Here is a 23,275-nt window from a genome sequence, read left to right on the forward strand (position 1 = left end):
GTCTAAATCCATCCGTTTTGGTGTAACTGGGCGAAGATTTTTTCTGCCGAGGCCGCTGCATCTTCACCGTCATAGGTCAGGTGAATTTCCGCTGCGTCGGGCGCCTCATAAGGCGAATCAATGCCGGTAAAATGTTTGATGTCGCCCTGGCGTGCCTTCTGGTACAAGCCTTTGGGATCGCGCGACTCACACACCTCCAGCGGGGTATCGACAAACACTTCGATAAACTCGCCATCATCCAGCAAAGAGCGACAGAACGCACGGTCGGCTTTGAACGGCGAAATGAACGCGGTCAGTACAATCACGCCGGCATCAACAAACAGTTTGGACACTTCACTGATGCGACGGATGTTCTCGACGCGGTCTTTGTCACTGAAGCCCAAATCACCACACAGACCATGGCGAATGTTGTCACCGTCGAGCAGGTAGGTGTGCTTGCCAGCGTCGGCGAGGCGTTTTTCCAGCAAATTGGCGATGGTGGATTTGCCTGAACCGCTCAGACCGGTCAGCCAGATCACACAGGGTTTTTGTGCTTTGGCCTCGGCACGACGGGCTTTATCCACGTCATGCTGATGCCATACGATATTGTTGCTCATCAGAAATACCCTTCCATTTTCTTTTTCTCCATCGAGCCAGAGGAATCGTGGTCAATGACCCGTCCCTGACGCTCGGAGGTTTTGGCCAGCAGCATTTCCTGAATAACTTCGGGCAGGGTACTTGCTGTCGATTCCACTGCACCGGTCAGCGGGTAGCAACCCAGCGTACGGAAGCGAACCGAGCGCATCTCAGGCTGTTCGCCGTCTTTCAGTGGCATACGCTCATCATCCACCATGATCAGCACGCCATCACGCTCAACCACCGGGCGCGGTTTGGCCAGGTACAGGGAAGGAATGTCGATGTTTTCCAGGTAGATGTATTGCCAGATGTCCAGCTCAGTCCAGTTGGACATGGGGAACACGCGGATGCTCTCGCCTTTGTTGATCTGTGAATTGTAGATATTCCACAGCTCCGGACGCTGATTTTTCGGATCCCAGCGGTGATTGCTGTCACGGAACGAATACACTCGTTCTTTGGCGCGGGATTTTTCTTCATCACGACGGGCGCCACCAAAAGCAGCGTCGAACTGGTATTTGTTCAGCGCCTGTTTCAGCGAGGCGGTTTTCATGATGTCGGTGTGTTTGGCACTGCCGTGGGTGAACGGCCCCACACCCATGTCTACGCCTTCCTGATTGATGTGTACAATCAGGTCGAAACCGTATTTTTTCGCCATCTCGTTGCGAAACTCGATCATTTCCTTGAATTTCCACGTGGTGTCCACGTGCATCAGAGGAAACGGGATTTTACCCGGCGCAAAGGCTTTGCGTGCCAGGTGTAACAGTACCGATGAGTCCTTTCCGATCGAATAGAGCATGACCGGGTTATCAAACTCCGCGGCGACTTCACGAATAATATGAATACTCTCAGCTTCCAGTTGCTTGAGATGGGTCACGGTTGGGATTGACTGCGTCATGAATGTGTCCAGAGTGCTTGGTTATATACGAAAGAATTATATGGTTAGAACCTTAACATATCCTTTCACCACTAAGTATTATGTTTTGCTATAGATAAAAGCAAAATGGTGTAACTGAGCTATTACTGTTAACAGCCCGTTAACAGCAAGGGCCCGAAGGGCATCTGTTCAGATACTCATCGGACCATTTTTTGCTTACAAATGCTCGCGCAATTCTGCGTCAACGGCATCAAATGTTGCCTGCAATTCTGCATCCGGTTCGTTGCTGAGCAAACTGACCACTACGATGGTCAGGCTACAGGCCAAGAAGCCGGGGACGATTTCATACATCCATGCGCTCAGGCTCTGACCACCGATAGTCACCGGTGCATAGATCCAGAACAACACCGTGATCGCGCCGACCAGCATACCGGCAATCGCCGCCATGCGGGTCATGCGCTTCCAGAACAGACTGAACAGAATGATCGGACCGAAGGCGGCACCAAAACCGGCCCAGGCATTGCTGACCAGGGTCAGTATAGTGCTGTCACGATCATACGCCAGGTAAATAGCAACCAGCGCGACAATGGCGACCGAAATCCGTCCCATCAGGACCAGTTCTTTCTGACTGGCCTCTTTGCGCAAAAACGCATGGTAGATATCGCCGGTCAGCGAGCTGGAGGTCACCAGCAGTTGCGACGAGATGGTACTCATGATGGCGGCCAGGATAGCTGCCAGCAGGAATCCGGCAATCAGTGGGTGGAACAGAATTTGTGACAGGAAGATAAAGATGGTTTCCGGATCACCGTCGAAACTGCCGGTTTTCACTGCATAGGCCAGGCCGAACAGGCCGGTGGCCATCGAGCCGATGAGGGATACGATCATCCAGCTCATGCCGATGCGTCGGGCCACTTTCATTTCCCGTACGTGGCGTATGGCCATGAAGCGCACGATGATGTGGGGTTGGCCGAAGTAGCCCAGTCCCCAGGCCATCAGGGATATGATTGCCATGGCGCCCAGTGCCTGGTTGCTGGCGGCATCGACCATCAGGTTGGTGAGGTTTTCATTCTGGGTCTGCAACACCGCAACGGTTTCCCCGAAGCCGCCCAGCTCCATCATCACCACCACCGGTACCAGCACCAGCGAGATGAACATGATGCAACCTTGCACGAAGTCGGTCATGCTGACCGCCAGGAAGCCGCCAAACAGGGTGTAGGCCACCACCACACCGGCAGTGATGTAAAGACCCAGTTCATAACTGGTGTTGAAGGAGGACTCGAACAATTTGCCCCCGGCCACTACGCCCGAGGAGGTGTACAGGGTAAAGAACACGATAATCACCACCGAGGACACCACCCGCAGGGTACGGCTGGTGTCATTGAAGCGGTTTTCAAAGAAATCCGGGATGGTGATGGCGTTTTTGGCTTTTTCGGTATACACCCGAAGACGGGGGGCCACAAACACGTAATTCAGGTATGCCCCGATGGTCAGGCCAATGGCAATCCAGGCGCTGGAAAAACCCGACACATACATGGCACCGGGCACGCCCATCAGCATCCATCCGCTCATGTCTGACGCGCCTGCGGATAAGGCAGTGACTTTGGGGCTGAGATTGCGACCACCGAGCATGTATTCCTGCATGTCGCTGGTGGATTTGCGGTAGGCGTAGAGGCCGATGGCCAGCATGGTGATGAAATACAGGGCGAGGGATATCAGGGTGCCGGTGGCCATAGGAAACCTTTGTTATTGTTATAAGAGCGGTTATCCTAGCAAGCCTGTCCGTAGACTACCAGAGCAAGCCATGTCCTTGATCCTCAAATCCTTTTCCGAACTGTCTGGCGATGAATTGTACGCCGTGCTGAAACTGCGTCAGGATGTCTTCGTGCTGGAGCAGCAAAGCCTGTATGGCGACCTGGATGATCTTGACCAGGTATCACTGCACCTGCTGTGGGGGCAACCCTCTGAGATGGCGGCTTACTTGCGTCTGCGCGAAGAGCAGGGGCAGTGCGTCAAAATTGAACGGGTGGTCACCGCGGCCCACGCCCGTGGCCGTGGACTGGCGGGGCAACTGATGGACCGCGCCCTGAGTGAAGCTCACCAGCGCTGGCCTGAGCTGCCGGTACGCCTCAGTGCCCAGGTCGAGGTGATTGAATTTTACCGCCGCCGCGGCTTTGTGGTGTGCAGCGACCCCTATGACGACGGTGGCATCGATCATGTGGACATGGTGCTGGCGGATTAGCAAAAAAGCTTTTGTACATACCCATTAATCGTCTTTGACCATCAGGCTGTCACGGGCGATGGGTTGGCCGTGCAAGAACACGGTGTCGATGTCATTCCAGGCCTGGATGTCCGATAACGGATTACCCGCAAGCAGCAGCAGGTTGGCCACTTTACCAACCGCCACCGTGCCGTAATCATCCGCTAAGCCGAACTGCTTCGGGCCATTGACAGTGGCGGCCTCGAAGATGGCGCGCAGCGAAACGCCCGCGTCATGCATCTGCAGCAGCTCGTGGTAGGTCGAGAGTCCCGGAGCTGCAGCGACGGAGGGGCTGGAGGGATAGTCGGACGCCAGCAGCATCGGGTAATCCTGTTGTGCCAGATAAGCCGTGGCCCGTTTGGCCCGCCCAAGTCCATAACCCAATAATTGATGAATGGTGTCGTCAGGGGTGTCAGGGCCAAAATCATCCCGCAGCTCCTGTTTGAAGGCCTCACTTTCGGGAGTAGTAAACCACGCCACTAACGACGGGGGTAACACCTTGCGCCTGGCCGGGTCGGCCAGGAAATCCTCATCAAACATGCTTTGCAGGGCCAGCATCACCTGCAGCGTCGGCATATAGCCGGTACGCTGTGCGATCAGCGCATCGAGGGTGTCGGAAACCGGCGGTTCACCCTTATCTTCCGGCCATTGCCAGTTCCACAAGCCGTGGGACAGCACGTCGATGTTGTGTTTCAGGGCAATCTGGTACATGTCGATGGCATTGGCGTGGGCCAGCAGTTGCAGACCATGGGCGTCAGCAGCGCTGCGCACCCGCTGCAGGGTATCATCCGAGGGCAGTGGCCAGTGGCTGGCCGCACCGAAACCGTCTTCCAGGTACAGTTTGATACAGCGGGTGCCGGTTTTGGCAATACGTGCCACAACCGCTTCCGGGCTGTGCTGGCTGGCATCAATCGCGTACCCCTCCAGTGGCGGTGTGTTGGCGTCCACGATAAAGGTGTTACTGTGGCCGAGGGTAAATTCGGCGTCCGTGTCGGGATAGCCGCCCACCACCGGGATGGGTACACAGCTGTAAAAATCCGGGTGCAGTGACGCTGAGGTAAAGGCTTCACGGCCGTCCTGGCTGCCCAGATCCATCACCTGGGTGACGCCGTGGTACAGAAAACTGCGTGGCTGCTGGTCAAAATACGCTGCCACCAGTTGGGGATGTTGCTGGGCCAGTGGCGATGACACAAAGCCAAGTCCGGGAATACTGCCAACGTGCACATGGCTGTCCATCAGGCCGGGAACCAGAAACTTGCCGCTGCCATCAATCACCATCGTATCCGCTGGATCGGCGCTCAATGGTTCAGCAGACACCGTGGCAATGCGCCCGTCGACCAGCCGTACATCACGTTGTGTTAGTGGTTGTTGATGCTGCGCGGAGACAACGGTGACGTTTCGGATCAGTACGTCGTTGGCGCTGACGGTGTGGGCCAGCAGGGTGAGGGATAAGCCTGCCAATGTCCGGGTAAGCATATGCGTCACGGTCCTTGTTGGGAAACTGCGCGCCCAGCCTAAGGCATGTGCGCCAACGAGTACAGGGATGAAAAGTAACCAAATGCAACGACTTACGTTGTGTTTTGTACACCATGAAGTGAAAATTCCTTTTTCCCATCCGGTGATTTTCTTTTACCCTTAAAGGGCACGTTGTCCACTGACGAGAGAATACATTGCGCTCATTTCTGTCCCTTTACATTGCCAATCTGTTCCTGGTCGGTGGCGCGGGTCTGCTGACCACTTACCTGGCGTTGTATCTGGGCCAGCACGATGTGTCGACGTTCTGGATTGGTCTGCTGACCACCTGCTATTACCTCGGCCTGTTGCTGGGCGCTAAGGTCGGCTATTACCTGATCAGCTCGGTGGGTCACATTCGCTCGTTTGCTGCTACCACGGCGCTGGTGACTGCCTGCGTGGCCACCCACGGGGTGTCCGACAACCTTTACCTGTGGCTGGCACTGCGCCTGGTTGTGGGGGCGGGCATGATGTGTAACTACATGGTGCTGGAAAGCTGGCTGAATGAGCAGGCCAGTCACGAACACCGCGGCAGGGTGTTTTCCCTGTACATGATCACCTCCTATCTCGGCACCGTGGTGGGGCAACTGGCGTTGTCACAATTTCCGGAGCTTGGCTATGCGCCGCTGTTTCTGGTTTGTATCGCGGTATCAATAGGGATCGTACCCATCGCCATTACCCGTCGCATCCATCCTAAACCGCTGCGGCCGATGGCGGTGGGCTTTTTCAATTATGTAAAACTGGTGCCCCAGTCACTGACCGCGGTGATGTTTGCCGGCATCATCAACGGCAGTTTTTACGGTCTGGCACCGGTGTTCGCCAGCCAGGCCGGGTTTGATGCGGCCGGCATTGCATCGTTTATGGCGGTGACCATTTTTGCCGGCTTGTTGGCCCAATGGCCGATGGGTGTGCTGTCTGATCGGGTACGCCGCAGCGTGTTATTGCGCAGCAATGCAGTGGCCCTGACCCTGATCGCCGCCGCGCTGTTTTTACTGCCCCTCAGTCAGACCCAGATGCTGGTGGTGAGTTTCCTGTTTGGTTTGTTTGCTTTCACTCTGTATCCGCTATCGTCGGCACTGGCCAACTCCCGGGTCGATGATGAAGACCGGGTGGGGGTTTCATCGGCGTTGCTGGTGGCCTTCGGTGGAGGTGCCGGGGCAGGCTCTGCGGCGCTGTCGCAGGTGATGGAATATTTTGGTCACCCAGCCCTGTATGGCGCGATTGCGGTGTTGTCGTTGTTGATGTTCACCGCCCTTACCCTGATCAACCATCGTCAGAAAGCCGAGCGCATGAAACACTCCGATTACGTGGTCAGCCCCTCTGACATCACCAGTTCGCCGCTGGCCGCGGCGATGGACCCCCGTATCGAAGAGGCCACTGCCCAGGAGCAGCTGCTGGTGGTGGATGAGGAACAGCCGCCCACCGGGGACGATGCCCCTGAGCAGGTGCGCCCCTGACACCCCAACCATGACATGAGTTTGCCATGACCACCGACCCTTTTGCCGTGCACCGCCACTACACCCGACAGTTGCTCGCCCTGATCAACAAAGCACAGGCCCATTCAGCAAAGGCAGAGGCCTTGTTGCATGCCCGCCTGAGCGATGACATGTTCCCGGTGCATCAACAGTTCACTACCGCGCTGTCGTTTGTGTACCGCGCCATCAATGCACTGCTGGGCACACAACACCGCGAACAGATTGAGATTGCGGTGACCTGGTCAGCGCTGCAGGAGGCCATCAACCAGACCCTCAGCGCGTTGCAAACCGCCTCGCAGCAGGGGGAGGAAGCAACTGACAAGCCCATCGCCCTGGTGGCAGGGTTTGCCGAATGTCAGTTCAGTCCACAGGATTACCTGCATTTGTTTTCCATTCCCAACATGTTGTTTCATATCAACATGGCCTATGCGACGCTCCGTGCAGCCGGGGTGCCATTGAGTAAACAGGATTACGACGGTTTTCATCGGTACCCGGCGGGCTTTCAGTTTGCGTGATTTGGCTGAGCCACACGTTAACGGGATTACTGGGCTTTTCGCTGGGCACGACATCGTTGGTTTGGGGCCCGGTTTTTACACATTCCTATCAAGGGTTTATACATCCACCGTTAAGGTGTCAGGCATGAAAAAAATCACATTTTTGGCGCTCCTTTTTTTGCCCTTACATTCGGATTCGAGCGAGGTCTACATTTTTGATAACCCGCAATCAGTTCCGGACAACTGCATACACTATGTGAAGCCCAATCGGTATGTTTGTAGAGACGCCGATGCATTTGTTGAATTCCACAATGTCGCGTACGTGGATGAGATTTTTTCGGCCTATAAAAATACATCCAAAGACGGGATTTTTTTTGAGGCCAGGGAAATCGACGGGTATACCCATATGTTCGCGAAGGAAGAAACCGATGATGGAGAATACAAACAATATTCTATCTGTGATAAACAACAGTGCATTGTGGTCGCAGCACAGAGTAATACCGCCATACAGCAGTGGTTGCAGCCTCTGTCTTCAGTGCTTTTAATCGATGGGAGGTAGTCTGTATGGCATCACGAACGAGTTGCCATTTCGTGCTCAACATTGCATGTAGGGCATCGATTCTGGTTGCAGTATTTATGACATCCTATGGTGTGCGCGCGGATGCCACAAGGGCATCGACGTGTAGCACGTCTGAATTTTATGCGTCAGATCCTTACAAGCACTACTTAGTCAGGTTAGCCCACCTAAGGAAGGAGCTGAATCAGCAAGATAACCAACTCGATCTTGACGAATTAGACAGGCTGTTACTGGATACCATTGTGTCCTTAAAAGAAATAGGGTGTATCGAAGAGACCACTCTGAACAATCTGAAAACACTGAAACGGCACTTTGTTGCCATGCCAGTTGGATCTGAAAAGTTGTCACAGCGTTTTTCGAGTATTTTTGCAGAACTAGGTGTTTAGTAACAGACGACTGCTGTAACCCCTGTTTGGTAAAAATACATTGTCTGTTTTAAAGGAAACGCATCATTTTTTTGTGAGTATGCAGATGAGAAACATCGTATTCCTGATGTTAATGTTGTTACCTTTGTCCTCCAATGCTTCGGTGCCCCGACCTTGCCAAGCGAGTGAAGAGGAACTTCACCTCACTCTGGTTGCGTTGGCTTCAACCGCGAGACAGTATGTGGCCAAAGAAGGTGCTTTGCCTGGGATGTGGTCTGCAGGGATGGGTCAAATTATTGAAAGCACTAACGAGATGAAAGACGTCGGTGGCAACGTTAACCCAGGGGGCGACCGGAACTCATTGGAATTAATGTGCTCGGATATTGAATCAGGTGTCCATACAATCTATTCGATTGATTTAACCACCCAGGCAATAAGCAGTTGGACGGTAAAGCCGGCACAGTAGCCAATGCCAATAAGCCGCATATAGGCGCCGGCAGGACATCACTCAGCGCTGGCGAGCATGTGGCACCCGATGTGAGCGGGATGGAACTAAACATTGATGGCCAGCGCATTGACTTAATGGGTCAACTTGAAGCGACGAGAAAAGATCGCGCGGGCAATTGAATGGAGTTGTGATCCTGGCCGCGGACTATCACACAGGGCAAATCACTGCGCTCGCGGGCCAGACGGATTGTCCGTGTTTCGATGACGTAACCGGTACACTGATGACAGCAAAGAACCCCCTCACGCGAAAGCAACCCGCGTCAGTCGTCACTGCAGTCACAGGGCAGTCGCGTCCCGTTTAACCGGTGCCAGCGGCAAATGCTCTCCCAGATTTCCTCGGCGGTTTCGGCATACCAGAACAAATCCCGGTCTTCCGGATCAACCACCCCTTCGGCAACCAGAAAATCTATGTCAACGGCCTGGCGCCAGTAGGTTTCACCCACCAGGACCACGGGCATGGGTCTGAGTTTTCGTGTCTGCATCAGGGTGAGTGTTTCAAACAGTTCATCGAGGGTGCCAAAGCCGCCCGGAAAAACCACCAGTGCACGGGTGCGCAACAAAAAGTGCAGTTTACGCACGGCAAAATAATGGAACCGGAAACACAGTTCAGGGGTGATATAGGGGTTGGGGTATTGTTCGTGTGGCAGGTTAATGTTCAGACCAATATTCTTACTGCCGGCATCAAACGCGCCGCGATTGGCGGCTTCCATAATCCCGGGACCACCACCGGTCATGATCAGAAGTTGTCCGTCCGGCAGGATCTTGCTGGCCTCGCTGACACGTCGGGCGAACTGCCTTGCGACATCGTAGTAACGACATTTAATCAGTAACTGGCGGGCGACTTTCAGACGTTGTTGAAGGATGGCATCGTCCGGAGTTTGCGCTAGCTGCTGATTCAGCGCTTGCAGATTGGCATGTGCCGTTTCTTCGTCGGTAATGCGGGTGCTACCAAACACCACAATGGTGTGCTGGATATTGTGTTCGGTCAGCAGGTTTTCGGCCTTCTGATAATCAATCTGCAACCGTGTACCGCGCGTGGCATCGGTGTTGAGGTAATCAATGTCCTGATCGGCCTGCCGGTAGCTTGGGCTTTCGAGTATCGCACGAGTTCTGGCATCGATGCTGGCGTCATGCCGGTCTGACTTAGGCTGGCTCCACGGCAGTGGCGCATGGCGCTGTTGCGGATGTGGTGGAACCGGCATCTTCACGGTGGCTGGCGTGTCGCCAGGTATCCTTTTATTGTTCATAACAGCTCCTGATTCTCTCGGCGATGCCGTGTCAGTGTATGACAACAGCATAAGCCATGTCGCTGATCATTGGCGGAAAAGTTATTCGGGATCAAAGTTCGGTGTTTTCTTTCCTGCTATAACTTTCACTGCTACAACCTATTAAGGGGAGCAAAAAGGTTTGTTTTGCAGGAAAGGATAGCAGTGACAACAACGCAGCAGCCGATTGGCGAAGTAACCCAGGTGCAGGGACCGGTGATTGTGGTGCGATGCAATCGTCTGCCTCCCCTCAATCGTGCCCTGATGGCCAGGGTAAACGGTGATACCTATTTTTTTGAGGTGCATCAGCATCTGGACGATGATCATGTTCGCGCCATCATCTTGCACCGCAGCACCGGACTGCAGCGCGGAACCCTGGTGTATGACACTGGTGCTGCGGTGCGGGTGCCGGTCAGTGACGCCTGCCTGGGACGGGTACTGGATATCTTTGGCGCGCCGCTGGACAACCAGCCAGCGGCAGACATCAGTGATTACCGTGATATTCATTCACCACCCCGTCCCTTAAGTGAATCGGTTATTACCGACGACATTCTGCCGTCGGGTATCAAGGTTATCGACTTGCTGTGTCCGTTTGTACGCGGCGGGAAAACCGGCCTGTTTGGCGGCGCCGGGGTGGGCAAAACCATGCTGATCATGGAATTTATGCATGCGATAGCTCACCTGCATAAAGGTTTGGCGGTGTTTGGCGGTATTGGCGAGCGGATCAGGGAAGGTCATGAGCTATGGCACCAAATGAAGGAAGCCAATGTGCTACCGCACTCGGTGCTGGTTTATGGCGAGATGGATGAATCGCCGGGGGTGCGCTTTCGCGCTGCGTTAAGTGCGCTGACCTATGCAGAGTATCTGCGCGACACGCTACAAAAGGAAGTGTTGTTTGTGGTCGATAACGTTTATCGGTTTGTACAGGCGGGCAGTGAAATATCCAGCCTGCTGGGCCGCATGCCAGCCACTGTCGGCTATCAGCCCACGCTGGCGTCAGAAGTTTCTGAGCTGGAAGAGCGGATTAATTCGACACCGGAAGGGGCTATCACCTCGGTACAGGCGGTCTATGTACCGGCCGATGACATGACCGATCCGGCCGTCAGTGAAATTCTTGGCCACCTGGATACGCGGGTTATTCTCTCACGCGCGGCCGCCAGCCAGGGACTGTACCCAGCCGTTGATCCGCTTGCGTCCGGCAGTCGGTTGGTCGATGCCTACGTGCTGGGCGAGCGTCATTACCGCATTGCGCAACAGGTGCGCGAACATTTAAGTCGATACAAAGAGCTGGAAAATATTATCTCCATGCTGGGCATGGAAGAACTCTCGCAGGAAGATCAGCGCGTGGTGAAACGTGCCAGAAAGCTGCAGCGTTATCTCACGCAGCCCTTTTTTGTTACCGAAGCCCATTCCGGGGTGGCAGGTGTCAGTGTGCCGCTGAATGACACACTGGATGACTGCGATGCGTTCTTAAGCGGCAAGTTTGACGACATCCCGGAAAAAGCCTGTTACATGCGTGGCAGCATGAAAGAGGGGGCGTCATGACCCAGGCTTATACACTGCGAATTTATGCTGCGTATGGTGATGAAACTGTACACAATGTGAGCGCGTTTATTGCCGATGACGACTCTGGCCGGTTTTGTCTGTTACCCGGTCATGCGGATTTTATGACTGTGCTAAGCGTCGGCATGGCGACGCTGCGGTTTGTGAATGGTGATACTGACTACCTGGCGACGCCAGGTGGATTGCTGCACTGTCGGCAACGCTCGCTGACACTGCATACTCATCAGTACTGGCGTGGACGTGAACACACTAAAATGGTTGAACAGCTACGTTTTCACTTTTCCCAGACAGAAGACAGTCTGTACCACAGCAAGTCAAACCTTGAGCGTATTGAACAGTCGATGATGCGTCACATGTTCGACATGGAGCGCTGGCAATGAAAGTGGATAAAAAAACGCTGGAAAAGCGTATCGAGCGTCAGAGCAAGCAGTGGAATAAAGCAGGCACAGACCGGCACTTTCTTTCGCAGTTGGGACTACTGGGAACACTGGGGCTGCTGTTCGTGATCCCCTTGGTTGCCGGTGCATACCTTGGCAGCTGGCTCGATGCCCGACTGGAAGGCTTTTCTACCAGCTGGACAGTGAGTCTGATCATCGTTGGCGTGTTTGTTGGGGCGTTTAACGTTTATTTTTATATTCGCGACACGGACGGAGAACCGCATGACAGATAATGCGCTTTTCAGTGACTGGGTGCTTACTGTGGGGTCGCTGGACATCAGCAAGAGTGTGCTGACCAGTGCCGGGGTAACGCTACTGCTGGTAGTGCTTGCTTACGTCCTGACCCGTCGCATGACATTGCATCCAGGTATGCGCCAAAGCATGCTGGAGGGCATCGTCGGTTCGATAGAAGATGCGGTGGCGGATGTCCAGCCCGATTACGCAAGGCAATTGACGCCGTTGATTGGCACATTGTGGATTTTTCTGGTGGTCTCAAACCTTACCGGCCTTATTCCTGGGCTCGAGTCGCCCACGCGGGATCTGTCTGTTACCAGTGCGCTCGCTATTATCGTGTTTTTTTCTGTTCACTGGTACGGCATTCGCGCGAACGGCCTCAGGCAGTATCTACGTCACTACCTGTCGCCATCGCCGTTACTGTTGCCATTTCACATCATCAGTGAGCTGACCCGCACACTGGCACTGGCAGTGCGTTTATTTGGCAACATCATGAGTCTGGAAATTGCCGCGCTGCTAGTACTGATGGTGGCAGGCTTTCTGGCACCAGTCCCCTTGTTAATGCTGCACATTGTTGAGGCGCTGGTACAGGCCTACATTTTTGGCGTGCTGGCGCTGATTTACGTAGCCAGTGCTATACAAACGCAGCAGGAACATATTGAAAAACACAATCGGAAAAAAGGAACCCCTTGATGAATGACATGACACTTCTGGTGGTGGCGTCTACCGTCGCCGCGTTGCTCGCAATTGGCCTGGGGGTGATGTTGCCGGCTATTGCCATGGGTAAGGCCATCAGTCAGGCGCTGGAGTCGCTGGCCCGTCAGCCGGAATCAGAGAAAACCATCATGCGTACGCTGTTTATCGGTCTCGCGATGATTGAGTCGCTGGCTATCTACGTGCTGGTGATTGTACTGATTGTGCTGTTCAGAAATCCGCTTTTGTCGCTACTCTGATAACGGAGACATGCTGTGGAACTGAACGGCACCACGTTTATTCTGGAGCTCATCAATTTTATTGTGTTGATGTGGCTGCTGAAGCGGTTTTTGTATCGCCCTGTGATCGACGCTATCGAGCGGCGCCGAAAGCGTATTGAAGACTCGCTGGAAGAGGCCAGGCAACATCATGAAGAGGCCGATGCAATAAAGCTGGACTATGAAACCCGTCTTGCTGAGCTGGAGCAGGCGTTCAAATCGCGGGAAGCCGGGATCACAAAGCAGATCACTGCGCTTCGTGAACAGAAGATGGCACAGCTCGAACAGGACTTGGCAGAAGAAAGATCTCGCAGGCTGGTGCTGCTTTCGGATGAACAAAACGAGGCCTGGCATGCACTGGAAAAACAGGCCGCAAATCTGAGTTGTCAGTTTGTTGCAAGATTGCTGCGTGAGTTTGCTGGCCCGGAGCTTGAAAAGCAGATGGTGCAGCGCCTGATTAACGATTTGTCTGCATTGCCAGAAGCCCGAAAAAAAGCGCTGCGTGATCGGGCTGGCAACGCCAGAGCCATGGTCACGACTGCCTATACGCTGCCTTCACCGTTACAGCAGGCACTGGCGACGGCGCTAGCAAAAACAGCCAACGATGACGCACTTCAGTGCAGCTTCGAGGTTAACCCTGCGCTGCTCTCGGGGGCAGAAATTGCGTTGGATGCATTTCGTATTCAGGCAACCCTGAACAGTGAACTGGCTTTCTTCAACGAGTTGCTGCATGAAAGTTAATCCGCTTGAAACCAGACATCACTCCCCGCTGATGAAAATTGCCGATCGACTCAGCAATTACACGTTTGCGCCACGCATTCATGAGACCGGACGCGTGATGTCAGTTGGGGACGGTATTGCCTGGGTTGACGGTTTGCCGTCAGCAGCTATGGATGAAATTCTGCTGTTTGAGGACGGCAGTCGTGGATTGGTTTTTCATCTTGATGAGCATCGCCTTGGTGCCATCCTGATCAAACAAACCGCCGCGCTGGCAGCCGGTACGCTGGTCAGCCTGTCTAAACAGCAGATGACTATCCCGGTGGGCGATAACTTGCTTGGCAGAGTCGTGTCGCCGCTGTCGGAACCGCTTGATGGAAAAGAGCCTGCTGACTGTCCAGACCGACACATGCTCGATACTAAAGCCCCGTCTATTTATCAGCGGGATTTTGTCAATAAACCACTGTATTCCGGCATTAAAATTGTGGACACGCTGATACCGATTGGGAAAGGACAGCGTCAGCTGATTATTGGTGATGAGGGACTCGGGAAAAGCTCGATTGCGATTGACGCTGTCATTAATCAGAAAGACCGTAATGTGCGCTGTGTGTATGTGCTGATCGGTCAGCGTCGCTCCGCAGTGGCGTCCACGATTCAGTATCTGCGCGATGCCGGAGCAATGGACTACACTACGGTGGTCGTCAGTGAAGCCAGTGCGCTGGCCGGAGAAAAATACCTGGCCCCCTATGCAGGCTGTGCGCTGGCCGAGTACTGGATGCACAAGGGGCACGATACGCTGGTGGTGTATGATGATTTGACGACCCACGCCCATGCGTACAGGGAATTGTCATTGTTGCTGCGCCGTCCACCCGGACGTGAGGCGTATCCGGGTGATATATTTTTCCTGCACGCGCGCCTGCTGGAGCGGGCAACGTGTCTCGGCGCGGAATTTGGTGGTGGAAGCATGACGGCGCTGCCAGTAATTGAAACCCTGCAGGGTGAAATTGCGTCATACATTCCGACTAACCTGATCTCAATTACCGACGGCCAGATTTACCTGACGGATCAACTGTTCAATGCTGGCTTCAGACCCGCTATTGATATTTCCCGGTCGGTTTCACGGATTGGTGGCAACGCCCAGCATCCGGCGATTAAACGTGAGGCCGGGCGAATTAAACTGGACTATCTGCAGTTTCTTGAGCTGCAAATTTTCACTCGCTTCGGCACCCGCCTTGAGCCGGGTATGGAAAAGGTGTTGCAGCGTGGGCGTGTGTTACAGGTGTTGCTTAAACAAAACCGTCTGGACCCGGTGTCTCCGTCATTTAATCTTGCCTGGTTACTGGCGTATAACCAACACTGGCTTGATGAGGTGTCACCTGCCAGCATACCGCAGGCACTGGCTGACCTGAAAGAGGTCGTTGACGGGCTGTCGCTGGAGCTGGACGCTGACCGCAGTGTCTGGGTCGAAGCACTGACGACCTGGCGCGAGTCACTGACATGATCAACGCGCGTGTCCTCAAGACCCGCATGGAGCAGTTAGGCGACATTGCGCTGATCATTGGTAGTCTGAAATCCATTGCACTGTTGGAAAGTCAGCAGGCCAGGGGCTGCGTAGAAAGCCAGGCTGAGGGACTTAATGCAATGCAACGGGCAATAGTACGCAGTATTGCTGGGTGTCCGGAGTTATCCCTGCCTGTACCGGTAACGCCGTCGATCCTGTTAATACTGGGATCTGAGCGGGGCTTTTGTGGCAATTTTAACGCGCGCCTTTGTGATGAACTTGACGCGCTGACTGAAGCTGGGACGGTGTCCAATTGTCAGATTTATCCGGTCGGCTACCGGCTGTCTGTAAAGCTTGAGCATGACCCGCGTGTCGTCAGCGCGCTTAAAGCAGCGAGTGTGTTCGCAGAAATCGACACGGTGCTCACTGCCTTAACGTCTTTAGTCAGTCAGCCGGAAACGCAGATTACGCCGGAACAGGTTGCCGTGCTCTATCACGACGGTGTATCGGCAACGCCGCGCTTTGAACCGTTACTCGGGAGTCTGGCTACCCAATATCGTGAGGCTGGGGAGGGGATGCGTCCACTACTGAACCTAAACCCTGTAGCGTTTTATGCGCAGGCCATGAGTGAATATATTCTGACCCGACTGAGTCACTTGCTGACCCTGTCATTTTTCAGTGAAAATCAGGCCCGGCTACAGCACCTTGAAAATGCGCTGAGTAATCTTGATGAGCAGACCCTGACACTGGAAAAGCAGCGCAACCACCTTCGCCAGGAGCAAATTACCGAAGAGCTGGAAACCATCTTGTTAAGCGCAGGACTAAAAAGCGGGGAAAAATCATAATAAGTCAGCCCGCAACAAGGCTTGCACCACCGTCAGAAAAGAAGCCGGTTAAACCTGATCATTCGACATGTCAGCCACTGGCACAGATGTCATAACCAGCAGGACAACGTTTCTCCTCAAAACTGTCAGTCCAATGCCTTAGCTCGTCGATGCTGAAGGTGCGCCAGCTCCGGGTATCGATCAGTGTCTCAATGTCAATTTCCAACTCCTCCAGTTGCTGGCGAAACAACACCATGTCTTTGTGGATCCTTGGCTTGGCGGATTTAAGGTCCGTTTCATAGTGATCATCCGCAACCACCATTTTTTCATCAGGCACGTAAGTCAACAGATAGTGCTGCGAGTGCGCCGTGGCGATATCAAACAGTGTGAGGTATCCCAGTAGATAGGGTTGCCGGTCAGGGACAGCTACAAGATTGTCTGCGGTTGCAGATGGCAGCGCCTCCAGCACGGTAGCTTTGTGTGCGCCTGCAACCACGAGTTTTGCGCCCAGTTGCAATACGTTGCCAAGGCCACTGAGGTTGCGCCGGTGATGATGACTGACAATGAAATAGGTCAATGGCTTATCGCGTCCGGTGTGTCTCTTTAATGCCTCAAAGTTGATCGCGATATCCGCTGCCTCGCCAGATGCTGAGTAACTGTTGTCATGCTCGTAAAAGACTGTCATAGAACGCCCCTCGCCAACCTGATAGGTGTGGTTGCCAAGCTGTCTTATGCCGTCCTCCGGGCGCGTTAGTGTCTCTCCCCATGATGAATAGTCATCAAAGCCTTCAAACGCATCGCCGACGGGCTGATCCACCTCGATGTCCCGGTGCACGGATGTCAGGCGCAGCGCACCGTTAACAAAGAAATTCATGTCCGCCGCGAAAACAACACCCTGTTGTTGCTGGTGGTTGGAAAACACATACAGCAATTCGGCGCTGGGATGTTTGCGCTGGACTTTGCTAATCAAACCGGTGGTGGCGTCAATGAAGTAGACAAATTCGCCACCTTTTTTCAGGGTGACATCTAACCTGTGATGCAGCTTTCCGCGGTAGTATTCATCTCCCAGGCTTTTGACGTGCTGTAGGTCGTTGTGCAAACCCAACGCGTGCATCGTATCGCTGGCGCGGACCATTGAGCCACCCAGCCAGTCGTACGATGCCCAGTTTTCGTGGGTATATTTGTTATGCAGAATGTCGTATTTAATCGTTTTTTCGCCATCATAGAGCCACTTTTCCAGATCCACGGTGGTACGGGGCACGCGGTAAGACAGCAGGCTTTTGCGCTGACCGGCAAGGTCGATAGTGAGTATTTCATTGATCCGCCACAGCTCGGGGACGCCGGGATTTTCGCTCTCACCCGGCCACGGCCCTTTGTTATAGTCGGTGATGCGAACCGTCTTGGCGTGGGTCAGTGCTGTGCCGCCATAGGCGTTAATGACCTTGGAAATAATGCTTTGCGACGGATCTGGCGCTTGATTGGCTGACGCTGTCACTGCAGACAGACCGAAGAGCACGGTTAAGGCATAAGCGACCAGCGTCCTTGTCATTGTTGTCTTCATTTGTTGTTCCCTAAAATGTTACCCGCGCACCGGAACCGCCCAAAGTGCGTTCAATGCTTCTGGATAGGAGCGCTAAACAATACTGCATTGGCGTCATCTATTCTGTGCAGCCGCTACGGCTTGGATAGCGTATTGTGGGTGCTACTGTCGCGATTTATTGGATTTTTCACAAGGCGGTTCAACGGCGGAACCACACCTTTAATCGCGTTTGCGCTGGCAGTGGAAAGGGGAAAGAGGAAAGAGGACGTGATAACCATCTCAGGTAGACAGTAACCACCCGAGAATTGTTCAGCACAGATGTCTTGGAAGAACGGAACCACAAACAATGTGTTGTCCTCACTGACTTGGGCCATGCCGATCATTCACGCAACAACGTAACGATGGCGACGCCGTTGTCAGTCACGCTCAGTTGGTCACAGCCGTGAAATGTTAGCTGAACGGGCACAAAATCACCAGTGCTTGCATTGTACATGTCTCCGGACCAAGCGGGTTTTAGGTTTTGTATAACCGTTAGCCCCTCTGCATCCGGGTTATCCAGGTGGGATTTAACGAACACCGTTTTAGCGGCTAAATCGACTTCAAGCCACGCATTTTTATCAGCGTGCTTCCAGGTCCCTGATAGTTCACAAGGGGCCTGCTGGGCATAACTGCCAGACGATATCAGTAGGGCTATGATCAGGTATTGGAGGGATTGCATAACATCCTCTGCGATGACGCATGATTTATGGATAAAAAACGGCTGGTTGCAATATTAACCGAAATGAACACAGCCCGTTGGGGTTTATCGAGGAATATGGACACTTACTTTATGACGGGGGATTCGAAACCCCTTTTGTTCTGTGTCCGGGGGTAGAGTGGGCTGTCGCTTTGAGCGAAAAGTGGACCTTCGAACGTAGTCATGGTTGTATCCACTCCCTGTGTTTCCGCAGTCATTAAATTCTGCCTACGAAGAATCGTCATCCTCGCGAAGGCGAGGACCTCCCCGGATGTTATCGTAGAGTCAAACAGAGCGATTTTTTGTAGCTTCGTATTTCAAATAGCTTCAATCTATGCCACAAAACTTCTCGCTTTCACGTAGTCAAATTCTCGCTTTGCACAGGTCAAACCATTTTAATCGTCTGATTTATATCAGGATTTGTTTCCAAGCCTTTATTTATGAGGACCTATATAAACCCCGATTCTCGCTTTCCCCAACCCTAAAGCTGGTAGTAAGCCTGGTAAAGTTGCCTATCTGGTTGTTAGTATTGGATAAAATAATACACACTGCGAGTACAGGCATGGCGCAAAACTGGGCATACCGCGAATTCGCAGTAATACACTGTTATAGCTCACAAAGGTTCCTATGAGACTTTCACTACTTTTGATAATTTTTTTAACAGGATGTGTAAATACACCTAATAACTCTCCAACATATTCACAAGCAGAAGTTGGGGTACCTGATTCAGAAAAAGCTGTATTAGTGCTATACCGTAAAATGGTGCCCCCATTAATTTATACAGTTTCATCAACTATCAATGGTGAGAAATTTGCTAATTTGCCAAACAATGCATTTTCTTGGACATTTCTTCCTGCTGGCAATCATGAAGTCAAAATTAGCTGGCCATTCCTCGCATTAACGCCAGGTAAAACTATAAACCTTGATGTTGAAGCAGGTAAATATTATTTCGTTGAATTCGGCGGTAATACAGAGTTCTCAGGGGTTGGTGCTGTTGTATTCAACACTCACGACATTTCAATCAATGACTATAAGCAAGGAATACAAGCTGTGACAAGTTGTTGTGGCTATGTACCAAGTTCGCTATAACAAGCCAATTCAGCGCGGGACTTTTTACAGCTTGCTTAGTTCCGCTTCGCTGCACATTTTAGCAAGCTATAAAAAGCCCCTGATTGGGGCGTTATATGCTTTTTCGAGTCAGGAATAAGAAGCTTGAGTATTGAGTCAGTCCAAAAAGAATGTTGTGATCATTATCAAACAATTTATGCTCCTGTTGAGCCTACTCAGCTTGTTACTATTTCTAAAGGCATTTATGAGGGCTCAACACCAGTTGAAGGAGTTCGTTATCCATCACCAAATCATATGAGTGGTTGGTGGTTAACTACAGATGAGTACGACGGTAATACCAGCTCATTAGTTACGGTGCACTTTGAGCACATCATCGAAAAACGCCCTGAACTAGCAATATATATGGCTCTTCCATTCGGGTATCGTTTTAACTTAGGTGGTGAGTCAGAGCATGTTTGGTTTGACCAAGCAGTTGCAGATGAAAGCATATAACAAAGTGCTTAAAAGGCGGACACAAAAAGCTTGGCTGTGCTCGTTCCTCGCAAATTTTAGCCAAGCATTTTGTGCCGTTTAGCACGGCGTTATAAGGCAGCGCAATCTATGAGACTTGCTCTCTTTTTAATTATTATTCCATTTTTTTCAAACGCTACAGCTGTAAAAATCTTTCATGATAGAGAATTTACATTACCTGAGAACTGCTACATGGTAGTTCGCGGTGGGCACGAAAATGACTTCACTTGTCCAGTATCATCTGACAGATTTAGAAGTATCTCATTCCCTCTGTTAGAGGAAGTCGAAGAGGAAAATAAGGAACATTTCGATAGTTTGAAATCAAGATTGGAAACTGAGGCGACTGATTTACGATTGCTTTCTTTTACAACTAAAGAAATTGAAGAAAGATTACATTCTTTGGAAGTTTGGGAGTTGAACGGCATTACCAACTATTCATATACTATTTGTGACTATCGGTCTTGTATAAGGATTAGTGCAAATGAATTTTCGTTCATCGAAAGCCTCGGGAAAACTATTAGTTCAGAAATAATAGAAATAAACTAACATGCCTTATAACAAGCCAAGTCAACGGAAAGCCACTCCCTGGCTACACCAAAACGCTCGCGTTTTCCGCTGTTTGGAGCGTTAACAGTCTGCTATTCACCCAAAACACCCTTTCACTTTTGAGTTAACCACAGTCCACTACTGGCACAAAAAAACCTTTCACTGACGATCGCGATAAAAGTAAACCCCATGCGCTCACTGTTGTTCGTCCGAGCACTTGACCCCCATGATCAATAACCACAAGCAGGTGCCGATTTCGCCGATCGAACCGGGCAGTTTTACAAATCCGGGGATTGTAATGTGCGGGAACAAGAGGTGCTGGAAGAAAAACACCAAATATCCCAGGCAGCCGAACATCAACAAAATACCCAGCACCTTGGGCAGGTAGCCAGAACGAACCACCAGATACCCGAACGGCAATAGCCACAGGCCCCAAAACAGCTGTGAAACCCCTATGCCATTGTAGTAGGACTTGAGCAGCAACATGACCTGGGTTTGTAGTTGCTCTGTGGTGAAGGGGTCCAGGTAGCTTGCGCCACTTAACAAGGTCAGAATATCGATTTTGGCGACGATGCTGAACAGTGAAACCGGCACGCTGATCACGGCAAGGAACACCATCAACATTGCCCATTGTCTGTCCACTGACTTGAAAAGGTTGTACAGGATCAGGGGCAACAGGGCGAAGAACACATAGCTCAGTATGCCGGCCACAATACCCGCTCTGAAGAGCCATTCCGATGTCTGAATGCTCGTCAGGGTGAGTGCGGCATCGTTCCAGTGGATCAATTGTGTGGGAACGTAGATCAGGTTAAAAATACCGGTCAGCACGACCAGTAAATAGACAACGCCGGCTAATCGGCCCAGGTTTTTCTTTGTCATCAGATTATTTCCTGTCACTTATGCATGAACATTGTTGCTGACCTGGCCCAAATAGTGGCCGTGATCAAGCTACGTCAACAGCTACAGTGTGGCTGAAAGGAAGACCGTTGTAGTGCCGATTTTTAAATTCGGCATAACAAATCTGGTCTTTTGTGGTTCATTTCATCACCGCAATAGAGTCAAACCCCGGTAATCCGATATCGCGACGGCATTGTATGGGCGTTGTCTGTCAACCATCGTCATCGCCACCAAGCCCTGACGAGAGGTATTGTTGAATAAAATAACACACATAATGTGTTAGATAGCTTACTTGGTGTTAAAAATGTTTGACATAGAGTCCGCGTTAGTTTACTTTTTCGCCATCACAGCATAGGAGAACGTGATGGACATTTCGTACAAAGAGAAAAGTGCATGGATTTCACTGGTCAGCACCGTGCTGATTTTTGGCTACTACCTGATCAGCCTGACCGGGTTATCCGATTTGCCACCAGAGGAAGGCAAAACCCAGGCATTGTGGTTGTTGGGTCAGACCTTGCTGCTGACGGTGATTGTTGAAGCCGTATTCCACGCCATGCTGGCGGCCTCAAACCGACGGGATGCTGAACTTGACGGCGACGAGCGGGATCAGTGGATTGCCCTGAAAGCCAACCAGGCCGGTTATCGGGTGTTGGTCACCGTCATCTGGGTGGTGTTGGGGCGCATGGTGATCCTGGAGTTTAATCCCCAGTTTGCCGATGAAAACAGCAGCATCTATGTCCCCATGCTGACGGTTCACCTGTTGATGTTTGGCTTTATCTTCTCTGAAGTGGTGCGCTTTGGCAGCCAAATCTGGCAATACCGTCGGGAGGCCTTCGGTGACTGACTATCAGATTGTAAACCGGGTGCGGGAGCTGCGTTTTTTTGCCGACGAGATGACCCAGCAGGCTCTGGCCGAGCAGGTCGGCGTGACCCGCCAGACGATCATGGCCATCGAGAAAGGCAAGTACTCGCCGTCGCTGGAAGTGGCGTTTAAGATCGCTCAGGTGTTTGGCCAGCCGCTGGAAAGGGTGTTTCAGTATGTACCAGGGCAATAGAGCCCTGGCATCGGAATAGGGTAGCGAATACAGGGGCGGCGTTGTGATGTCTATCCGAGCATGAATCCAGCCAGTCAACACCGCATTAGCCATCTTTGGCGTTTTTCATTTGGTCTATCCAGCGGTCAATTTTCTCTAGCTTGTCGTGCAAATTATTGTGTCTTTTTTTGTTCAGTTCTCGGTTCACACCGTTTTCATTACAGGTGTCTTGATCGACCGATAAAGTCCGAAGGGTGATGAAAGCCTTTTTCAGCGTATCATAGCTCTCATAGTTAAACAGGCGAGCGTTGTCGCTGAACACATGATTGTATTCTGGCAGTTGACGATAATACTCATTCAGGATTACTCGCAGTTGTTTCGTGACCGTGTCTTTGTGTTCGCACACCGTCGAATACAGTGCCTGGCTCTCGCGATTGGCTTCTTCCACCAGTATGTTGTAGTCGTCGCGCAACTCATTGCACTTATAGGCGATGTTGTCTCGCTCTCGCAACAAATCATTGTATTCACCCACCAATTGATTGTATTGCCAGTTGGGAACCTGTGCTGCGGTCGTTTGTGTCAGTAATACACTGGTGATCAGGATCAGGAATCTGGGCATTGTCGAACCTGCTACGCTGCTGCATGGCGCACCCAAAAGGTGACACCACCAAGGGACTGTTGCCTACAAATTTAGACCGCAATGCTGGCGGTTGCCAGTTGTCTCGTCCAACGGGCTTCCCGTGAGTCGGTGTCATG

27 protein-coding genes are annotated in these 23,275 nt (G+C 52.1%); 18 read left to right on the top strand and 9 right to left on the bottom strand.

Going from position 1 to position 23,275, the window contains the following annotated elements:
- Positions 1 to 2: 2 nt before the first annotated feature.
- The 3 genes from cysC to putP all read right to left on the bottom strand — a co-directional run bounded on the left by cysC (position 3) and on the right by putP (position 3,220).
- Entirely contained in the window at positions 3 to 596 is a 594-nt protein-coding gene (gene cysC / locus LJ739_RS11360) for an adenylyl-sulfate kinase (protein ID WP_229160589.1), read from the bottom strand.
- Positions 596 to 1,510: a sulfate adenylyltransferase subunit CysD gene (cysD, locus tag LJ739_RS11365; protein ID WP_229160590.1), complete on the bottom strand. Its 915-nt coding sequence runs from the start codon at positions 1,508 to 1,510 to the stop codon at positions 596 to 598. Before cysD ends, cysC begins: the two co-directional genes overlap by 1 nt.
- A 195-nt stretch (positions 1,511 to 1,705) precedes the next feature.
- The gene (gene putP / locus LJ739_RS11370; protein WP_229160592.1) at positions 1,706 to 3,220 is read right to left on the bottom strand and encodes a sodium/proline symporter PutP; all 1,515 of its coding nucleotides are present in this window, start codon (positions 3,218 to 3,220) and stop codon (positions 1,706 to 1,708) included.
- A 70-nt stretch (positions 3,221 to 3,290) separates the two neighbouring features.
- On the opposite strand from putP, the gene LJ739_RS11375 reads away from it, so the two are divergent.
- Entirely contained in the window at positions 3,291 to 3,728 is a 438-nt protein-coding gene (locus tag LJ739_RS11375; RefSeq protein WP_229160595.1) for a GNAT family N-acetyltransferase, read from the top strand.
- Positions 3,729 to 3,752: 24 nt separating this feature from the next.
- Here LJ739_RS11375 and LJ739_RS11380 read toward each other — a convergent pair whose 3' ends face one another.
- Entirely contained in the window at positions 3,753 to 5,222 is a 1,470-nt protein-coding gene (locus LJ739_RS11380) for an amidohydrolase family protein (protein ID WP_229160597.1), read from the bottom strand.
- Positions 5,223 to 5,416: 194 nt separating this feature from the next.
- Between LJ739_RS11380 and LJ739_RS11385 the strand changes: the two genes are divergently transcribed.
- The 4 genes from LJ739_RS11385 to LJ739_RS11400 all read left to right on the top strand — a co-directional run bounded on the left by LJ739_RS11385 (position 5,417) and on the right by LJ739_RS11400 (position 8,635).
- A complete protein-coding gene (locus tag LJ739_RS11385) occupies positions 5,417 to 6,715 on the top strand; it encodes an MFS transporter (protein WP_229160599.1) in 1,299 nt (432 codons plus the stop codon).
- A 26-nt stretch (positions 6,716 to 6,741) separates the two neighbouring features.
- A complete protein-coding gene (locus LJ739_RS11390; protein WP_229160601.1) occupies positions 6,742 to 7,248 on the top strand; it encodes a DUF1993 family protein in 507 nt (168 codons plus the stop codon).
- Between the two features lie 124 nt (positions 7,249 to 7,372).
- Entirely contained in the window at positions 7,373 to 7,786 is a 414-nt protein-coding gene (locus LJ739_RS11395) for a hypothetical protein (RefSeq protein WP_229160603.1), read from the top strand.
- Positions 7,787 to 8,230: 444 nt separating this feature from the next.
- Positions 8,231 to 8,635 (top strand): hypothetical protein, encoded by a 405-nt coding sequence (locus LJ739_RS11400; RefSeq protein WP_229160605.1) that lies wholly within the window; start codon positions 8,231 to 8,233, stop codon positions 8,633 to 8,635.
- 301 nt (positions 8,636 to 8,936) lie between these two features.
- Here LJ739_RS11400 and LJ739_RS11405 read toward each other — a convergent pair whose 3' ends face one another.
- Positions 8,937 to 9,923: an LOG family protein gene (locus tag LJ739_RS11405; protein ID WP_229160614.1), complete on the bottom strand. Its 987-nt coding sequence runs from the start codon at positions 9,921 to 9,923 to the stop codon at positions 8,937 to 8,939.
- A 183-nt stretch (positions 9,924 to 10,106) separates the two neighbouring features.
- On the opposite strand from LJ739_RS11405, the gene atpD reads away from it, so the two are divergent.
- The 8 genes from atpD to LJ739_RS11445 are packed head-to-tail and all read left to right on the top strand — an operon-like array spanning position 10,107 to position 16,209.
- Entirely contained in the window at positions 10,107 to 11,486 is a 1,380-nt protein-coding gene (gene atpD, locus LJ739_RS11410; RefSeq protein WP_407646775.1) for a F0F1 ATP synthase subunit beta, read from the top strand.
- Positions 11,483 to 11,884 (top strand): hypothetical protein, encoded by a 402-nt coding sequence (locus LJ739_RS11415; protein WP_229160615.1) that lies wholly within the window; start codon positions 11,483 to 11,485, stop codon positions 11,882 to 11,884. Before atpD ends, LJ739_RS11415 begins: the two co-directional genes overlap by 4 nt.
- Positions 11,881 to 12,174, top strand: coding sequence for an AtpZ/AtpI family protein (locus tag LJ739_RS11420; protein WP_229160617.1), 294 nt, complete (start codon positions 11,881 to 11,883; stop codon positions 12,172 to 12,174). Before LJ739_RS11415 ends, LJ739_RS11420 begins: the two co-directional genes overlap by 4 nt.
- The gene (locus LJ739_RS11425) at positions 12,164 to 12,868 is read left to right on the top strand and encodes a F0F1 ATP synthase subunit A (protein WP_229160619.1); all 705 of its coding nucleotides are present in this window, start codon (positions 12,164 to 12,166) and stop codon (positions 12,866 to 12,868) included. The genes LJ739_RS11420 and LJ739_RS11425 overlap by 11 nt, the downstream gene beginning before the upstream one ends.
- Positions 12,868 to 13,128: an ATP synthase F0 subunit C gene (atpE, locus tag LJ739_RS11430; RefSeq protein WP_229160621.1), complete on the top strand. Its 261-nt coding sequence runs from the start codon at positions 12,868 to 12,870 to the stop codon at positions 13,126 to 13,128. Before LJ739_RS11425 ends, atpE begins: the two co-directional genes overlap by 1 nt.
- A 15-nt stretch (positions 13,129 to 13,143) precedes the next feature.
- Complete coding sequence (locus tag LJ739_RS11435; protein ID WP_229160623.1) at positions 13,144 to 13,887, top strand: F0F1 ATP synthase subunit delta; 744 nt, start codon at positions 13,144 to 13,146, stop codon at positions 13,885 to 13,887.
- Positions 13,877 to 15,364: a F0F1 ATP synthase subunit alpha gene (locus LJ739_RS11440; RefSeq protein ID WP_229160625.1), complete on the top strand. Its 1,488-nt coding sequence runs from the start codon at positions 13,877 to 13,879 to the stop codon at positions 15,362 to 15,364. Before LJ739_RS11435 ends, LJ739_RS11440 begins: the two co-directional genes overlap by 11 nt.
- Positions 15,361 to 16,209 (top strand): F0F1 ATP synthase subunit gamma, encoded by an 849-nt coding sequence (locus tag LJ739_RS11445; protein WP_229160627.1) that lies wholly within the window; start codon positions 15,361 to 15,363, stop codon positions 16,207 to 16,209. The genes LJ739_RS11440 and LJ739_RS11445 overlap by 4 nt, the downstream gene beginning before the upstream one ends.
- A 70-nt stretch (positions 16,210 to 16,279) precedes the next feature.
- Here the strand turns inward: LJ739_RS11445 and LJ739_RS11450 are convergent, their stop codons facing one another.
- Both LJ739_RS11450 and LJ739_RS11455 read right to left on the bottom strand, forming a co-directional pair.
- Positions 16,280 to 17,737 (bottom strand): hypothetical protein, encoded by a 1,458-nt coding sequence (locus LJ739_RS11450; RefSeq protein WP_229160629.1) that lies wholly within the window; start codon positions 17,735 to 17,737, stop codon positions 16,280 to 16,282.
- A 370-nt stretch (positions 17,738 to 18,107) separates the two neighbouring features.
- On the bottom strand, positions 18,108 to 18,446 hold the full coding sequence (locus tag LJ739_RS11455; protein ID WP_229160631.1) for a hypothetical protein: 339 nt from the start codon (positions 18,444 to 18,446) through the stop codon (positions 18,108 to 18,110).
- A gap of 645 nt (positions 18,447 to 19,091) precedes the next feature.
- Between LJ739_RS11455 and LJ739_RS11460 the strand changes: the two genes are divergently transcribed.
- From LJ739_RS11460 to LJ739_RS11470, 3 genes are all read left to right on the top strand, one after another.
- Positions 19,092 to 19,553, top strand: a complete 462-nt coding sequence (locus tag LJ739_RS11460; protein WP_229160633.1) for a DUF2846 domain-containing protein — start codon at positions 19,092 to 19,094, stop codon at positions 19,551 to 19,553.
- 123 nt (positions 19,554 to 19,676) lie between these two features.
- On the top strand, positions 19,677 to 20,024 hold the full coding sequence (locus LJ739_RS11465; RefSeq protein WP_229160635.1) for an immunity protein Imm33 domain-containing protein: 348 nt from the start codon (positions 19,677 to 19,679) through the stop codon (positions 20,022 to 20,024).
- A gap of 108 nt (positions 20,025 to 20,132) precedes the next feature.
- Positions 20,133 to 20,588 (top strand): hypothetical protein, encoded by a 456-nt coding sequence (locus LJ739_RS11470; protein ID WP_229160637.1) that lies wholly within the window; start codon positions 20,133 to 20,135, stop codon positions 20,586 to 20,588.
- 195 nt (positions 20,589 to 20,783) lie between these two features.
- On the opposite strand, the gene LJ739_RS11475 is transcribed toward LJ739_RS11470, so the two are convergent.
- Positions 20,784 to 21,467 (bottom strand): DUF4386 domain-containing protein, encoded by a 684-nt coding sequence (locus tag LJ739_RS11475; protein ID WP_229160639.1) that lies wholly within the window; start codon positions 21,465 to 21,467, stop codon positions 20,784 to 20,786.
- A gap of 382 nt (positions 21,468 to 21,849) precedes the next feature.
- On the opposite strand from LJ739_RS11475, the gene LJ739_RS11480 reads away from it, so the two are divergent.
- Positions 21,850 to 22,329 carry a hypothetical protein gene (locus tag LJ739_RS11480; protein ID WP_229160641.1) on the top strand — a complete coding sequence of 160 codons (480 nt, stop codon included), beginning with the start codon at positions 21,850 to 21,852 and terminating at the stop codon, positions 22,327 to 22,329.
- Positions 22,322 to 22,540, top strand: coding sequence for a helix-turn-helix transcriptional regulator (locus LJ739_RS11485; RefSeq protein WP_229160643.1), 219 nt, complete (start codon positions 22,322 to 22,324; stop codon positions 22,538 to 22,540). Before LJ739_RS11480 ends, LJ739_RS11485 begins: the two co-directional genes overlap by 8 nt.
- Positions 22,541 to 22,625: 85 nt before the next feature.
- Here the strand turns inward: LJ739_RS11485 and LJ739_RS11490 are convergent, their stop codons facing one another.
- Positions 22,626 to 23,138 carry a hypothetical protein gene (locus LJ739_RS11490; RefSeq protein ID WP_229160645.1) on the bottom strand — a complete coding sequence of 171 codons (513 nt, stop codon included), beginning with the start codon at positions 23,136 to 23,138 and terminating at the stop codon, positions 22,626 to 22,628.
- Positions 23,139 to 23,275 lie beyond the last annotated feature (137 nt).

It is taken from the genome of Fluctibacter halophilus, assembly GCF_020687825.1.
Lineage (GTDB): Bacteria > Pseudomonadota > Gammaproteobacteria > Enterobacterales > Alteromonadaceae > Fluctibacter > Fluctibacter halophilus.

What these genes read in the sequence shown, in the direction of transcription:
- LJ739_RS11395 (WP_229160603.1), top strand. Translation starts at nt 7,373, where the DNA reads ATGAAAAAAATCACATTTTTGGCGCTCCTTTTTTTGCCCTTACATTCG.
- LJ739_RS11460 (WP_229160633.1), top strand. Translation starts at nt 19,092, where the DNA reads ATGAGACTTTCACTACTTTTGATAATTTTTTTAACAGGATGTGTAAAT.
- LJ739_RS11440 (WP_229160625.1), top strand. Translation starts at nt 13,877, where the DNA reads ATGAAAGTTAATCCGCTTGAAACCAGACATCACTCCCCGCTGATGAAA.
- LJ739_RS11415 (WP_229160615.1), top strand. Translation starts at nt 11,483, where the DNA reads ATGACCCAGGCTTATACACTGCGAATTTATGCTGCGTATGGTGATGAA.
- LJ739_RS11470 (WP_229160637.1), top strand. Translation starts at nt 20,133, where the DNA reads ATGAGACTTGCTCTCTTTTTAATTATTATTCCATTTTTTTCAAACGCT.
- LJ739_RS11390 (WP_229160601.1), top strand. Translation starts at nt 6,742, where the DNA reads ATGACCACCGACCCTTTTGCCGTGCACCGCCACTACACCCGACAGTTG.
- LJ739_RS11425 (WP_229160619.1), top strand. Translation starts at nt 12,164, where the DNA reads ATGACAGATAATGCGCTTTTCAGTGACTGGGTGCTTACTGTGGGGTCG.
- LJ739_RS11445 (WP_229160627.1), top strand. Translation starts at nt 15,361, where the DNA reads ATGATCAACGCGCGTGTCCTCAAGACCCGCATGGAGCAGTTAGGCGAC.
- LJ739_RS11455 (WP_229160631.1), bottom strand. Translation starts at nt 18,446, where the DNA reads ATGCAATCCCTCCAATACCTGATCATAGCCCTACTGATATCGTCTGGC.
- LJ739_RS11405 (WP_229160614.1), bottom strand. Translation starts at nt 9,923, where the DNA reads ATGAACAATAAAAGGATACCTGGCGACACGCCAGCCACCGTGAAGATG.
- cysD (WP_229160590.1), bottom strand. Translation starts at nt 1,510, where the DNA reads ATGACGCAGTCAATCCCAACCGTGACCCATCTCAAGCAACTGGAAGCT.
- LJ739_RS11475 (WP_229160639.1), bottom strand. Translation starts at nt 21,467, where the DNA reads ATGACAAAGAAAAACCTGGGCCGATTAGCCGGCGTTGTCTATTTACTG.
- atpE (WP_229160621.1), top strand. Translation starts at nt 12,868, where the DNA reads ATGAATGACATGACACTTCTGGTGGTGGCGTCTACCGTCGCCGCGTTG.
- LJ739_RS11375 (WP_229160595.1), top strand. Translation starts at nt 3,291, where the DNA reads ATGTCCTTGATCCTCAAATCCTTTTCCGAACTGTCTGGCGATGAATTG.
- LJ739_RS11420 (WP_229160617.1), top strand. Translation starts at nt 11,881, where the DNA reads ATGAAAGTGGATAAAAAAACGCTGGAAAAGCGTATCGAGCGTCAGAGC.
- LJ739_RS11490 (WP_229160645.1), bottom strand. Translation starts at nt 23,138, where the DNA reads ATGCCCAGATTCCTGATCCTGATCACCAGTGTATTACTGACACAAACG.
- LJ739_RS11480 (WP_229160641.1), top strand. Translation starts at nt 21,850, where the DNA reads ATGGACATTTCGTACAAAGAGAAAAGTGCATGGATTTCACTGGTCAGC.
- LJ739_RS11380 (WP_229160597.1), bottom strand. Translation starts at nt 5,222, where the DNA reads ATGCTTACCCGGACATTGGCAGGCTTATCCCTCACCCTGCTGGCCCAC.
- cysC (WP_229160589.1), bottom strand. Translation starts at nt 596, where the DNA reads ATGAGCAACAATATCGTATGGCATCAGCATGACGTGGATAAAGCCCGT.
- putP (WP_229160592.1), bottom strand. Translation starts at nt 3,220, where the DNA reads ATGGCCACCGGCACCCTGATATCCCTCGCCCTGTATTTCATCACCATG.
- LJ739_RS11450 (WP_229160629.1), bottom strand. Translation starts at nt 17,737, where the DNA reads ATGACAAGGACGCTGGTCGCTTATGCCTTAACCGTGCTCTTCGGTCTG.